At 60.4% G+C, this 12,203-nt stretch carries 13 protein-coding genes; 7 read left to right on the top strand and 6 right to left on the bottom strand.

Going from position 1 to position 12,203, the window contains the following annotated elements; genetic code table 11:
* Positions 1-23: 23 nt before the first annotated feature.
* Positions 24-2,039 (top strand): AsmA family protein, encoded by a 2,016-nt coding sequence (locus V6N02_RS12215; RefSeq protein WP_371225880.1) that lies wholly within the window; start codon positions 24-26, stop codon positions 2,037-2,039.
* 121 nt (positions 2,040-2,160) lie between these two features.
* Here the strand turns inward: V6N02_RS12215 and V6N02_RS12210 are convergent, their stop codons facing one another.
* Positions 2,161-3,030 (bottom strand): LysR family transcriptional regulator, encoded by an 870-nt coding sequence (locus V6N02_RS12210; protein WP_371225879.1) that lies wholly within the window; start codon positions 3,028-3,030, stop codon positions 2,161-2,163.
* A 128-nt stretch (positions 3,031-3,158) separates the two neighbouring features.
* Between V6N02_RS12210 and V6N02_RS12205 the strand changes: the two genes are divergently transcribed.
* Both V6N02_RS12205 and V6N02_RS12200 read left to right on the top strand, forming a co-directional pair.
* Positions 3,159-4,019, top strand: a complete 861-nt coding sequence (locus tag V6N02_RS12205; RefSeq protein ID WP_371225878.1) for a HalD/BesD family halogenase — start codon at positions 3,159-3,161, stop codon at positions 4,017-4,019.
* An 11-nt stretch (positions 4,020-4,030) separates the two neighbouring features.
* Complete coding sequence (locus V6N02_RS12200; protein ID WP_371225877.1) at positions 4,031-4,579, top strand: isochorismatase family protein; 549 nt, start codon at positions 4,031-4,033, stop codon at positions 4,577-4,579.
* Positions 4,580-4,703: 124 nt separating this feature from the next.
* Here V6N02_RS12200 and V6N02_RS12195 read toward each other — a convergent pair whose 3' ends face one another.
* Positions 4,704-6,158 carry a cobyric acid synthase gene (locus V6N02_RS12195; RefSeq protein ID WP_371225876.1) on the bottom strand — a complete coding sequence of 485 codons (1,455 nt, stop codon included), beginning with the start codon at positions 6,156-6,158 and terminating at the stop codon, positions 4,704-4,706.
* On the opposite strand from V6N02_RS12195, the gene V6N02_RS12190 reads away from it, so the two are divergent.
* Entirely contained in the window at positions 6,157-6,801 is a 645-nt protein-coding gene (locus tag V6N02_RS12190) for a cobalamin biosynthesis protein CobQ (protein WP_371225875.1), read from the top strand. The genes V6N02_RS12195 and V6N02_RS12190 overlap by 2 nt on opposite strands.
* 556 nt (positions 6,802-7,357) lie before the next feature.
* Here V6N02_RS12190 and V6N02_RS12185 read toward each other — a convergent pair.
* Entirely contained in the window at positions 7,358-7,678 is a 321-nt protein-coding gene (locus tag V6N02_RS12185; RefSeq protein WP_371225874.1) for a DUF6280 family protein, read from the bottom strand.
* Positions 7,679-7,895: 217 nt separating this feature from the next.
* On the opposite strand from V6N02_RS12185, the gene efp reads away from it, so the two are divergent.
* Positions 7,896-8,459: an elongation factor P gene (gene efp / locus V6N02_RS12180; RefSeq protein WP_371225873.1), complete on the top strand. Its 564-nt coding sequence runs from the start codon at positions 7,896-7,898 to the stop codon at positions 8,457-8,459.
* Between the two features lie 58 nt (positions 8,460-8,517).
* On the opposite strand, the gene ygfZ is transcribed toward efp, so the two are convergent.
* Positions 8,518-9,249: a CAF17-like 4Fe-4S cluster assembly/insertion protein YgfZ gene (gene ygfZ, locus V6N02_RS12175; protein ID WP_371225872.1), complete on the bottom strand. Its 732-nt coding sequence runs from the start codon at positions 9,247-9,249 to the stop codon at positions 8,518-8,520.
* A gap of 67 nt (positions 9,250-9,316) precedes the next feature.
* Here ygfZ and V6N02_RS12170 point away from each other — a divergent pair, with 67 nt between their 5' ends.
* Positions 9,317-9,988 (top strand): TIGR04283 family arsenosugar biosynthesis glycosyltransferase, encoded by a 672-nt coding sequence (locus tag V6N02_RS12170; RefSeq protein ID WP_371225871.1) that lies wholly within the window; start codon positions 9,317-9,319, stop codon positions 9,986-9,988.
* A gap of 12 nt (positions 9,989-10,000) precedes the next feature.
* On the opposite strand, the gene V6N02_RS12165 is transcribed toward V6N02_RS12170, so the two are convergent.
* Entirely contained in the window at positions 10,001-10,684 is a 684-nt protein-coding gene (locus V6N02_RS12165) for a tyrosine-protein phosphatase (RefSeq protein WP_371225870.1), read from the bottom strand.
* A gap of 120 nt (positions 10,685-10,804) precedes the next feature.
* Between V6N02_RS12165 and V6N02_RS12160 the strand changes: the two genes are divergently transcribed.
* Complete coding sequence (locus V6N02_RS12160) at positions 10,805-12,004, top strand: pyridoxal-phosphate-dependent aminotransferase family protein (RefSeq protein ID WP_371225869.1); 1,200 nt, start codon at positions 10,805-10,807, stop codon at positions 12,002-12,004.
* Here the strand turns inward: V6N02_RS12160 and V6N02_RS12155 are convergent.
* Complete coding sequence (locus V6N02_RS12155; protein ID WP_371225868.1) at positions 12,001-12,177, bottom strand: hypothetical protein; 177 nt, start codon at positions 12,175-12,177, stop codon at positions 12,001-12,003. The genes V6N02_RS12160 and V6N02_RS12155 overlap by 4 nt on opposite strands.
* Positions 12,178-12,203: the final 26 nt, after the last annotated feature.

Below are 12,203 nucleotides of genomic sequence, written 5' to 3'. Positions count from 1 at the left end.
AGCAAACAAACGAGAGGTGCGGTATGCGGCTTTTGATCCGCCTGGTTGGGCTAGTGATTGTTGTGGCGCTGGTCGCCCTCATCTCGCTTCTGCTGCTGCCCAGCGAGCGGATCGCCAGCATAGCCGCCGATCAGATCAGCAAACAGACCGGGCGCACCGTTACGCTGGAGGGCGAGACGCGCGTCACGTTCTGGCCCATTCTTGGGGTTAGTGCGGGCAAGTTCACCGTTGAGAATGCCGACTGGTCCGAGGCGGGGGCGATGATCACCGCCGATGCGGTCAAGATCGGGGTGGAACCGCAGGCGCTGTTCGGTGGCGAAGTGCGTATCACCGGGCTTGAGGCGCAGAACCCGACAATCCGGCTGGAACGGGCCAGGGACGGGCGCGTCAACTGGGAGATCGGCGTTGAAGGTGTCGCGCCCTCGGGGCAGTCCGACGGGGCGGTTCCCGCGCGCTCGAACGCCTTGTCCCTGACGCTCGATAGGGCGCTGATCCAGAATGGCAGTTTCAGCTATACCGATCACGGGGCGGGTAACACGCTGAGCGTGAGCGGGGTCGACCTTGACCTGCGCTGGCCCGATTACGCGGGCGCGGCCACCTTCGATATCTCGATGCTGCCGCTGGGGTCATCGAGCACCCAATCCATCCCGGACAGTGAACGCCTGCACATCAAGGGGCAGCTTGACGCGGTGGGCGGCTTTGTCGATGGGCAGCTCTCAGGGTTGCAGGCGACGCTGACCGCCCCCGGCGGTACCGTGGCGTTCAATGGCCGCGCCGGCAGCGCGCCTCAGGCCGCCGGGACGCTGACCGCCGATTTCAAGGATACCGGCCGGGTGATGGCCGCCCTTGGTCAACCTGCCGCCGATATCCCCGCCGGGCTGGGCCGGGTGCTGTCGCTCAGCACCCAAGTCACCCTGAGCGATGCCCAGAATTTCGCCCTGCGCGATGCCGTATTGCAGTTGGATAACAACCGCTTCACGGGCGGGGCAGATATGGACCTGTCCGGCGACAAACCCAAGGTCAGTGCCCAGCTACGCGCCGGTGCGCTCGATATGTCGCGTTTTGGCGGCAGCGATGGCAACGATACCGGCGGGGGCGGTTCCGTAACCACCACGGGTTGGTCGACAAGCCCGATCGACGCTTCGGCCCTGGCATTGCTGAACGGGGACTTTGCGCTGGTGGCCGACAGTATCGACCTGGGCGATCTGAAGCTGGCCAAGACCCGTGTGCTGGCCACGCTGACCCGCTCGCGGCTGGTTCTGGACCTGCGCGAAGTGCGCACCTATGACGGGCTGCTGACCGGTGAATTCGTGATCAACAACCGCTCGGGGCTGTCCGTGGGCGGCAATCTCAAGGCCGAGGGGCTGAATGTACAAAGCCTGCTGCGCGACAGCACTGGGATTTCGCGCCTGACCGGCACAGCGGCGGCGCAGGTCAAGTTTCTTGGTGTCGGGCAGACAATGGATGCGATCATGCATTCGCTGTCGGGCAGCGGATCACTCAGCTCCGGACGCGGGGTGATCGAGGGCTTTGACCTTGACCGCCTGATGCGCGCCGGTGACCTGAGCGGTGGCACCACGGTGTTTGACAGCCTGACTGCCAGTTTCACCATGGACAAAGGGCAGGTCTATAACGACGATCTGCTGTTATCCTTGCCCCGCGCCAGTGCCGAGGGCGAAGGGCGCATCGGTCTTGGGGCGCGTGACATTGATTATCTCTTTACACCGAAACTGCTGGAGGGCGAGAACCGCCGCGGTTTGGCCATCCCGGTGCGCATCCGTGGCCCGTGGGCCGATCCGCGCATCATCCCCGATCTGGAACGTGCGATTGACCTGAACCTTGAGAAGGAAAAGGAAGAACTGGAACAGCGCGTCAAGGAAGAGCGCGACAAGCTTGAGGAGCAGGCCAAGGAAGAGGTGTCCAAGCGGATTGAAAAGGAGTTGGGCGTGACCACCGAGGAAGGCCAGTCGCTGGAAGATGCCCTGAAAGATACGCTTGAGAAAGAGCTGGGCGAGGGCCTTCTTGACCTGTTCCAGTAGGAAGAGCCAAGCCTGATTTGTATGGGCTGGATGACCCTGGAGCGGACCTTGCTGCCGTTTGATTACAGGGGCAGAATGTCCGGTTCGGAAAAGCAACAGTATTTGTTTGCGCATGGCGTTTTTAATATTGGCGACTTAGCCATGCTTCAAATTCTTTGACATGCGTTTGGGCGGCATCACGGCGCTCGGTTTGAACCAGATAATGCGCCTGTCCCAGCTCTTTTGGTTCACCAACGATGCGAATTTTCTGCCCGGACCGGATCGCTTGCCGGGCGAACCTTTCTATGACAACCGCATAACCAAGTCCGGCGGCAACCATTTCGATTGCGGCGGTTGTGGTGTCGGTGATCAAACGCCCGGCTGAGTTTTCATACTTCAACCCGTAAGCAGACAGGTAACGCGCCCAATGGTCGTCAAACCCCATGATGTGGATCGGCGAGTGCCGCAGCAGGTCGTCAGGTAAATGAATCGCCTCTCCAGACCCAATGCAGCAGATGGGAACAATCATCTCGGTCGATAGCAATTCCAGATCCGTTCTCGCATTCTCTTGAGGGGCGAGGATAATGTCGACATCTACAGGCTGTTGGTCCGAAGGGCTTTTCCAGATGGACGTCACCATTTTGACGTCGGTATCAGGATGGCTGAGCAAGAAATCATCAAGCCGCGCCGACAGCCACATGATGAATGCCATGGAAGCACGCACCGTGATCGCGCGCGTCCGGCGCGGCCCGAAGAGACCTGTGGTCGACATGTCCAGCATGTCCAGCGCCCCGCGCACGGTGACCTGATAGGCCTTGCCCGCATCGGTCAATTGCAGGCTTTTAGGACGACGCAGAAACAGCTTTGCATTCAGCTGCGCCTCCAGCGCCTTGATATGTTGGCTGACGGCGGTTTGCGTCATTCCAATTTCACGGGCCGCTGCGGTGAAACTCAGCAATCGCGCAGCCGCTTCAAAACTGCGCAGCCAGTTGAGGTTCAGGTTGTGACGCATCGACCTTCCATAAATATTTTATGTCCATGGGCGAATATTATTTCGTTTTATATGGTTAAATCGCGCGCGCATAGTGCTTTCGACGCGCGCACAGTCCAAGCAGTGCGCCCATTCGCAAGGAGTTCACCATGCCAGAAAGTCACCAGATGCCAGAGGACGTCGCCTTGGAGCTCATTGATACTGACCGCTATCCCATCGCGGATCTGGAAACCGGGGCCGGTGCCGAGTTTTTGGCCGAATGCCAGCGCCACATGGATGAGCACGGCTGGTGCAATCTGGCAGGCTTTCTGCGCCAAGAGGCGCTGGACCAGTTGAATGGCGAGGCCAATGATCTGTTGCCCACCGCCGAAGTCCTGCACGTAAAGCGCAACATCTATCAAGGCGCCATCGACCCCTCATTGCCCAAAGATGACCCACGCCGGAAAGAGTTCACGCATATCGCAGTCCAGCTTGCGGATGATCAAATACCTGTCGAGAGCGGGCTCAAACAACTTTATCATTCAAAAATACTGACGGAATTTGTCCGCCGGGTTCAGAAAAAGGACAAGCTCTACCGCTGCGCTGACGAATTCCAGGCCCTCAACGTGGTCGCGCTGCACCCGGAAAGCTGGCACGCTTGGCACTACGACACCACCGAATGCACAGTCACCCTGCTGTTGCAGGCGGCCGAGGCAGGTGGCGAATTCACGTTCCTTCCGAATTCACGGACCGACGCAGATGAGGATCGTGAGGCCGTGGACAGGTTGCTGGCCGGGGACATGTCTCATGCGCAGACATTCTCGCGCGGCGCAGGCGCTTTCACCCTGTTTCGGGGCGGCTATTCGTTGCATGGCGTGACCAAAGTCGAGGGTAAACAGCCGCGTATCTCCGCAATCATGACGTATGATGAGCAGCCAGATCGCGTCATTGACGACGAAATCAACATTCGCATTTACGGCAAACGGGTGGAAAACATTCTGGCCAACCGCGGCGCTGTGGCGAACCCATAGGAGTATTGAGGATGAAAACCGCATTGCTGGTGATTGATGTGCAGATGGCATTGGCACACGAAGATGCCTCTGGCACGGAACGATCCTGCCCCGAGGCAGAAGACAACATTGCCCTGCTTTTGGAAAGATTTCGCAGCACAGGAAATACAGTGGTGCATGTCCACCACCATGGCACAGACCCGGACGACCCGTTTCATCCCGATGCCGCCGGATCGGTGGTGCAACCTGTCGCGGCTCCGGCACCGGGTGAGCCCGTGGTCGTCAAAACTGGCAGCAGTGGATTTGTGGGAACATCTTTGCAGGATATTTTGCACAAGGCAGGCATCGAACGCGTGGTCACGTGCGGCGCGACCGCCAACCATTGCGTTGAATCGACAACCCGCAGTGCCGCAGATTTGGGATACCAGCCTATCTATGCCGCCGACGCGGTCTGGACCTATGGCATAACCGGGCCAGATGGCACACACCATAGCGCAAGCCAAATCCACTCGGTCAGTCTGGCAACACTCGAAGGCGAAATAGCGTCAGTTAAGAAGACCCAGGACATCCTGATGATGTAGATTTCGGCAACAGATCCCTATGGATCAATGAAAGAGTACCTGGCTCAGTGCTGGATACCGATGCAGCCATTCGTGCGCGCCGCAACATCGCGCACAATGGGCTCGGACCTTACATTTGCAGCCGCTACCGCCCGGCCTCGGCCGCCAGTTCCAACAGCAAATCAATATCCATATGGGTCTCCAGATGCGCGGCCAAAGCATCCAGCGTCGCCTCTACGTCGCGCTCATAGGCCAGATCCGACGTGATCCCGAGCCCCTTCAGGTAGGCGCTGCGAAACCCGTCCGAGGCAAACAGCCCGTGCAGGTAACAGCCCATCACGCGCCCATCCGCGCTGGCTGCGCCCTCGGGGTGCCCGTCAACCTCCAGCCACGCCCGCGCACAGTCTGGCCCCGCGGTCTCTCCAAGGTGAATTTCATAGCCCTTTACCGGAGTATCCGATGCCAGATGCCGCGCATCAGTTAGCGCGAGGCGCTTTTGCGGGCTCATGACGGTGCTGACATCCAGATGGCCCAACCCCTCGACCGTGCAGGCCGTGCCCTCGATCCCTTCGGGGTCGGCAATCTCGCGCCCAAGCATCTGGTAACCGCCGCAAATGCCCAGAACATGCCCCCCGCGCCGCAGATGCGCGGCCAGGTCGATATCCCACCCCTCGGCGCGGAATTGCGCGAGGTCCGCAATGGTGGATTTGCTGCCGGGGATCAGCACGAGATCGGCATCGCCGGGCAGGGGGCGGCCGGGGGCAATGATCTCGACACTGACACCAGGTTCCGACGAGAGCGGATCAAGATCGTCGAAATTCGCAATCCTGCCCAGTTGCGGGACCACCACTTTCACGTCGCCTCCGCTGGTCGAGGCGATATCCAGCACATCCTCGGCCGGCAGCTTCCACGCCTCGGAGAACCACGGCACCACCCCAAGCGAGGGCCAGCCGGTACGTTTGGAAATTTCGGCCAATCCCCCATCAAACAACCGTACATCGCCGCGGAACTTGTTGACGGCAAATCCCTTTATCATCTCCGCATCGCCCGGCTCCAAGACAGCCTGCGTGCCCACGATCTGGGCAATCACGCCGCCCCGGTCGATATCGCCGATCAGGATCACCGGAACCCCGGCGGCGCGGGCAAAGCCCATATTGGCAATATCGCCCGCGCGCAGATTGATCTCGGCTGGGCTGCCTGCGCCCTCGATCAGCACCAGATCGACACTGCCTGCAAGACGGCGAAAACTCTCCTGCACGGCAGACATAAGTTTTGGCTTGGCCTTGATATAGTCTTTTGCCTTGAGCGTGGTCAGGCGCTGACCTTGCACGATCACCTGTGCACCGGTCTCGCTTTCGGGCTTTAACAAGATCGGGTTCATATCCGTGTGCGGCGCGATCCCGGCAGCGCGGGCTTGCAATGCCTGCGCGCGGCCAATCTCGCCCCCGTCTTGGGTGACGGCGGCATTGTTCGACATGTTCTGCGGCTTGAACGGGGCCACGCTCAGGCCGCGTCGTACACAGGCTCGCGCCAATCCGGCGACCAACATGGATTTCCCCACGTTAGATCCGGCCCCCTGAATCATGATTGCCCGCGCCATGCGTGCCCTCCATACTGCTTTCATCCCTGATACGCATCGGGGCGCAGCGGGGAAAGAGATGAACACACCGGCCCATGTGATTTTTGCCGCCGCTGCCTTTGCCCGCCCCTATGACCGGCGGCGCACCTTTGCCGCCATAGCGGGGGCGCTGGCCCCTGACCTGTCGCTGTATCTGATGGCGGCGACGGCCCTTTACATCCTGCGCCTGCCGCCCGGTTACGTGTTTGACACGCTTTATTTTTCAGATGCCTGGCAACAGGTCTTCGCAATTGATAACTCGTTTCTGGTGTGGGGCGCGGCCTTTGGCCTTGCCTGGGCGCTGGGGGCCAGGAACGCGATGGTCTTCACAGCCTCGGCGTTGCTGCATCTGGCATTTGATTTCCCGCTGCATCACGATGATGGCCGCCCGCATTTCTGGCCGTTCAGCGATTGGGTGTTTGAAAGCCCCTTGAGTTACTGGGACAACGCCGCCCATGCCGGGATCGTGGCCCCGATTGAAATGGGTCTTTCGCTATTGTTTTGCCTGATCCTGATGCGGCGCTTCCCCAGCTGGCGCTCACGGTTGCTGATTGCCTGCCTCGCCTTTGTGCAACTGGCCCCGGTATTTTTCTGGGCTTTTGTTTTTGCCCAGAATGCCGGGTGAGAGCTTTCTTGCCACCCGGTGTGTTTCCGTTCCTTGAAAAGAAAGCTGTGATGATGCTCGATTTCGCGGTTTGTCACCGCCGTCGGGGATCGGTTCACCTATGGCGGGCTGGATGCCCGTAGAAAAAGACTTGTTCCCTTGCGCTGTTTGAATCGCAAGACGGTCTGGTTGAGACCGACACCTGTCTGTCAGGGAAGGCGAGATCAGGTGTGCGGGACGGGAGCCGGCATTGCCCCCGCGCGGAATCAAGGCGAAGCCGCCGCGCGATCGCCAGACCGCCCGCAAGGGCTGGCGATTTGGCAAGGGAGGCGCAACGCGGTGATCTTTTGCGGATTTGGCTGCCATAAAGTGCTCTGCACAAAGGTCGGGTCGCCACCCCGCGGTCTGGCCATCGCACGGCTTAACTTAATAACCGCAAAGGGCTCAATCCCGCTATTCGACAGCCGCTTGCGCCGTCGCAGCGTCGGCTGTCTCATTTGACGACCCGTCCACATAAGAAAAAGCCCCGCCGCTTTGGGCAGGGCTTTCAACCTTGGAGGGTTTTAAGTCTTTCAGATCAGGCAGCTTCGGCCTGTGCGGCGGCATTGCGGCGTTCGCTTTCTTCGCGCGAGAGCGCGACCGAGGTGCGAACCCCTTTGCCGACAAAATCCATCAGTCCGGTGACAACCCGTTCATTCGGGTCGATCCCGGCACAGCTCAGCACTTCGCGGCCATCACGAGACCGCGCCCAGCGAGCAATCTGCTCGGGACCATTGCCATATTTCTTGTCATCAGAAATGGCATCGTCCAGTGCAGCCAGTACCACGGCTGCGAAAAGTTTGCGTGCACGGTTCCCCTGCTCAGCATTGAAGGCCGTACCGTCAACGAAATCTTTCATGTTTCGTCCTTGTTTTTATTGCTCTTGTCTTTCTGGCGTGACGCCCTTTATGGCGCTTTTAACCCGATTCGGATAGGGCTAATTTGCATAGCTCATCTGCGCAAAACGCATAGCTTTGTACCTTTCGGCACGATATCTGGTCGTCTTGCGCGGGGCTACATCCCCAGATATAGGGTTGGTCGTATCCCGATCAACCTCCTGACATGGTTTAGACACAATGCCTAAAATCAACGGTAACGAAATTCGCCCCGGCAACATTCTCGAGCATAATGACGGGCTGTGGGCTGCTGTGAAGGTCGACCACGTCAAGCCCGGCAAGGGCGGGGCTTTTGCCCAGGTCGAGCTGCGCAATCTGCGCAATGGCTCGAAGCTGAACGAGCGGTTCCGCAGCGCCGACAAGGTCGAGCGCGTGCGCCTTGAGCAGAAGGACCAGCAATTCCTCTACGAAAGCGACGGAATGCTTGTTTTTATGGACTCTGAGACCTACGAGCAGATCGAATTGCCCGCTGAAATCCTGGGCGAACGCCGCCCGTTTCTGCAGGATGGCATGACCATTCAGATCGAATATCACGAGGATGAAGCGCTCAGCGCGACGCTTCCGCAGAAGGTGACCTGCACGGTTGTCGAAACCGAGCCGGTGGTCAAAGGACAGACCGCCGCCAACAGCTTCAAGCCCGCAGTTCTGGACAACGGGATCAAGGTGATGGTGCCCCCCTTCGTCGGCTCTGACGAGGCGATCGTGGTGAATACCGAAACCATGGAATACGCCGAACGCGCTTGAAGAAACTCAAATCACGGCAAAGCGGGCCCGAGGGGACGAGATTCAGCGTCGGCGGATTTCAGCCGTCCCAGCTTAACGCGACGTCACCGGCCTGCATGGGGCCTTTGGCACGATCAAAGCGCAGATAGGCGATTCCCCGCCCCTTGGCTTGGGTAAAAACTGTCCCGGCGGGCTTGTCTGCGGCCATGACCTCGGTGCCGACAGGCACCTCGCCGTCAACCGCCACGGTGGTCAACCCTTTGCGCAGCTCTGTTTTGTGCTTCATCCGCGCGGTCACTTCCTGCCCCACGTAACAGCCTTTGCGGAAATCCACGCCATTCAGCCGCTCAAACCCGGCCTCAAGGATGAATGTATCCGGGGTCAGTTCGATCCCGGTTTCCGGGATGCAGTGGGCAACACGAATAGCGTCGAAATCCGTGCCGTCATCGCCCCCTTCACTGCCGTAAAGCCGCCATCCCAGTGCCTCGTGGCGCGGATCGGCTAATGCGCCTTCGGGGGCATTGCCCACACCGCGCCGCACTCGCAGATCGCTCTCGGTTATCGTCACATCGGCGCGCAGCTTATACATGTTCAGCCGCTGGATCAGCCCGGGGGCCAGCGTGGCGTCAATATCCAGCAGGATCGCCCCATCGCGGCGATGCAGCAGGAAATCGGCCAGGTACTTGCCTCGCGGCGTCAGGATCGCCGTATAAAGCAGCCCATCCCCCATTTTATCCAGATCATTGGTGATCAGCCCTTGCAGGAAATGATCCGCATCACTGCCGGTAATCTCGTAAATGCTGCGTGTCATCGGCTCTCCCATCGCGGACATGACTGTAATATAGACCGTCAGATGTAATGCAAAAGAGGCCACGCCCATGCGCGCCGAACTTTCGGTTGTGATCCCCACATTGAACGCCGAAGCCGGGCTGCCCGCCTGCCTTGCCAGCCTGATGGAAGGGGTCGAGGCCGGATTGATCCGGGAACTGGTGATCTCGGATGGCGGTTCGGACGACGCGACTTTGCAAATCGCTGATGACGTCGGTGCACTTATGGTACAGGGCGCAGCGTCGCGTGGCGGGCAATTGCGTCGTGGCGTGGCCCAAACGCAGGGCACGTGGGTGCTGGTGATCCACTCTGACTGCACCTTGCCGCAAGGCTGGAGCGACGCCGTGACGGCACAGATGCAGACGGGGAACCCGGCCTACTTTCAACTGCGCTTTGATGCGCGCGGGTTGGCGCCCGCGCTGGTGGCGGCCTGGGCCAATTTTCGGGCCCGGTTTCTGGGATTGCCCTATGGCGATCAGGGATTGCTGATCGCGCAGGCTGAGTACGAGGCCATTGGCGGTTATCCCGATCAGCCGCTGATGGAAGATGTGGCCATCGCCCGTGTCCTGCGGGGTCGCCTGAAACGCTTGCCTTTGGCCATCACCACCAACGCCGACAAATACCAACGCGATGGCTGGGTGCGGCGGGGCGGGCGCAACCTGACCCTTTTGATCCGCTATCTGCTGGGCGCGGACCCGCACAAGCTGGTCCGGCGCTACTGACCCGCACAGGGCTCAGAATATCGGCTTATGCGTCTTCTCGTACTGGGTCTGGACCTCAAGATGGTCATATTCGGTGGCGATCCAATCTTCAAAGCCGATCGGCTCTCTGGCGTTGCGCGCCTCGTAAAGATCAAGGATGAAATCCAGAACCCCGGTGCGCGACCATTTCAGATGCACGTATTTCACGCCCAGCATCTTGCGCGCTTCGGCCATCGGTCGCCCTTCGATGACCAGCAGATACAACGCGGCGGCAAACCCGGCCCGGTCCGCCCCTGACTTGCAATGCATCACGAACGGTTTCTCAATCTCGCGAAAAGCCCGGATCACCGCCTGAATATCCTCGCGCGGCGCGGCATAGCGCGCATGCATCGTGCAATTGACCAGGGTCAGCCCCAGCTTGCGACAGCTTTCCTCTTCCACCAGGTAATGCGCTGCACCCCCGGCCCCCCGCAGGTTCAGAACCGAGCGGATGCCCATCGCCTTCATCTTCACGAACCGCTCATGCGTGGGTTGGTTCGAGCGGTAAACCCCCGGCGCAACAGGATAAAAATTGGTCCAGAACTTGCGCAGCACAGCGTGATCGAACCACATATTGTAAATATGGGCGCGGCGGCGGTTTTCCGGTGTGCTCAGATCGGTGTTGTAATAGGCGCGCGTTTCGCGCTCCCAGTCGCCAATCCGTTTGATCAGTTTCATGTGCTCTCTTCACTTGCTCAAGCCGCTTCCATGTAGGGGCAGGGGCGCGTCATGGCAAGGCGATTGACCCTGCGCGCGCGCGGCGTAAAGTGCCCGCGACGTTTACAGGAGCATCCCCTCATGAGCCTTGCCAACGGCCGGTCTTACTTGGCCATTCCCGGCCCGTCGGTCATTCCCGATGCTGTCCAGCGCGCCATGCACCGTGCCTCGCCCAATATCTACGAGGGCGAGATGATCGAACTGACCCATGGCCTGATCCCCGATCTGCGGCGTGTGGCCCGCACCCGGTATCATGTGGCGATTTATATCGGCAACGGCCACGCTGCGTGGGAGGCGGCGCTGGCCAATGTCCTCGCGCCCGGCGATGCCGTGCTGGTGCCCGCCACCGGCCATTTCGCCCATGGCTGGGCCGGGATGGCCGAGAACCTTGGGGTCACGCCGCATGTGCTTGATTTCGGTAAGCAATCCCCGGTTGATCTGGACGTGGTCGAGGCCGCTTTGCACGCGGATACGTCCCACAGTTTCAAGGCCGTGCTGGCCACGCATGTGGACACATCCACCTCGATCCGCAACGATATTGCGGCCCTGCGCGGCATGCTGGATGCCACCGGCCACCCGGCTCTTTTGATGGTCGACTGCATTGCCTCGCTGGCCTGTGACCGGTTCGAGATGGACGACTGGGGCGTCGATGTCATGACCGCGGCCAGCCAGAAAGGTCTGATGGGCCCGCCCGGCCTTGGTTTCGTGTTCTTCAACGACAAGGCCGTCGCCCGGCGCGCCGCCATGCCGCGTGTCTCCAGCTATTGGGACTGGACCCAGCGCGCCAACCCCGAGGTTTACTATCAGTATTTCGCTGGCACCGCGCCGACCCAGAACCTCTATGGCCTGCGCGCCGCGCTGGACATGATCCACGATGAGGGGATTGAGGCGGTCTGGCAGCGGCATGAGGGTCTGGCCCATGCCATATGGGCCGCCTGCGAGGTTTGGGAGCAGGGCGGGGCGCTCAAACTCAATGTCGCCGCGCCCGAGCATCGTAGCCGCGCCGTCACCTCGCTCAGCCTACCTGCGCCGATGGCGACACGGCTACGCGACTGGCTGACGGCTGAGACGGGCGTGACCCTTGGCATTGGCCTCGGCATGGCCGAACCGGAAGATCCCGCCTGGCACGGCTATTTCCGCATTGGTCATATGGGCCATGTGAACGCGCATATGGTGCTGGGCATGTTGGGGGCAATACAGGCGGGGCTGTCTGCGTTGGATATCCCGCATGGCACAGGCGGGCTGGATGCGGCGACCACCGTGATTGCCAAAGGGGCCTAGCCCCGCTGCCCCCACCAACAGATCAACCGGTCCAGCACGAACCCGGTGGCCAGAACCATGGGCAGGCCGAACACCACCAGCACCACGCCAAGCATCCAAAACAGGTTCACCGCGCCCATTACGAGGGCGGCGTTGGTGTAATTGGGGGCTTCTGGCAGGTTTCCGCGTTGCATAGGTTAATCATACCGCAGACCGCCCG

This window comes from Roseovarius conchicola (assembly GCF_041403425.1).
Classification (GTDB): Bacteria; Pseudomonadota; Alphaproteobacteria; order Rhodobacterales; family Rhodobacteraceae; genus Roseovarius; species Roseovarius conchicola.
The sequence above is the reverse complement of the archived record's forward strand: the minus strand, read 5'-3'. Positions and strand labels throughout refer to the sequence as shown.

Coding starts and splice junctions, on each gene's coding strand:
- V6N02_RS12215 (WP_371225880.1), top strand. CDS start 24: ATGCGGCTTTTGATCCGCCTGGTTGGGCTAGTGATTGTTGTGGCGCTG.
- V6N02_RS12210 (WP_371225879.1), bottom strand. CDS start 3,030: ATGCGTCACAACCTGAACCTCAACTGGCTGCGCAGTTTTGAAGCGGCT.
- V6N02_RS12205 (WP_371225878.1), top strand. CDS start 3,159: ATGCCAGAAAGTCACCAGATGCCAGAGGACGTCGCCTTGGAGCTCATT.
- V6N02_RS12200 (WP_371225877.1), top strand. CDS start 4,031: ATGAAAACCGCATTGCTGGTGATTGATGTGCAGATGGCATTGGCACAC.
- V6N02_RS12190 (WP_371225875.1), top strand. CDS start 6,157: ATGCGTGCCCTCCATACTGCTTTCATCCCTGATACGCATCGGGGCGCA.
- V6N02_RS12195 (WP_371225876.1), bottom strand. CDS start 6,158: ATGGCGCGGGCAATCATGATTCAGGGGGCCGGATCTAACGTGGGGAAA.
- V6N02_RS12185 (WP_371225874.1), bottom strand. CDS start 7,678: ATGAAAGATTTCGTTGACGGTACGGCCTTCAATGCTGAGCAGGGGAAC.
- efp (WP_371225873.1), top strand. CDS start 7,896: ATGCCTAAAATCAACGGTAACGAAATTCGCCCCGGCAACATTCTCGAG.
- ygfZ (WP_371225872.1), bottom strand. CDS start 9,249: ATGACACGCAGCATTTACGAGATTACCGGCAGTGATGCGGATCATTTC.
- V6N02_RS12170 (WP_371225871.1), top strand. CDS start 9,317: ATGCGCGCCGAACTTTCGGTTGTGATCCCCACATTGAACGCCGAAGCC.
- V6N02_RS12165 (WP_371225870.1), bottom strand. CDS start 10,684: ATGAAACTGATCAAACGGATTGGCGACTGGGAGCGCGAAACGCGCGCC.
- V6N02_RS12160 (WP_371225869.1), top strand. CDS start 10,805: ATGAGCCTTGCCAACGGCCGGTCTTACTTGGCCATTCCCGGCCCGTCG.
- V6N02_RS12155 (WP_371225868.1), bottom strand. CDS start 12,177: ATGCAACGCGGAAACCTGCCAGAAGCCCCCAATTACACCAACGCCGCC.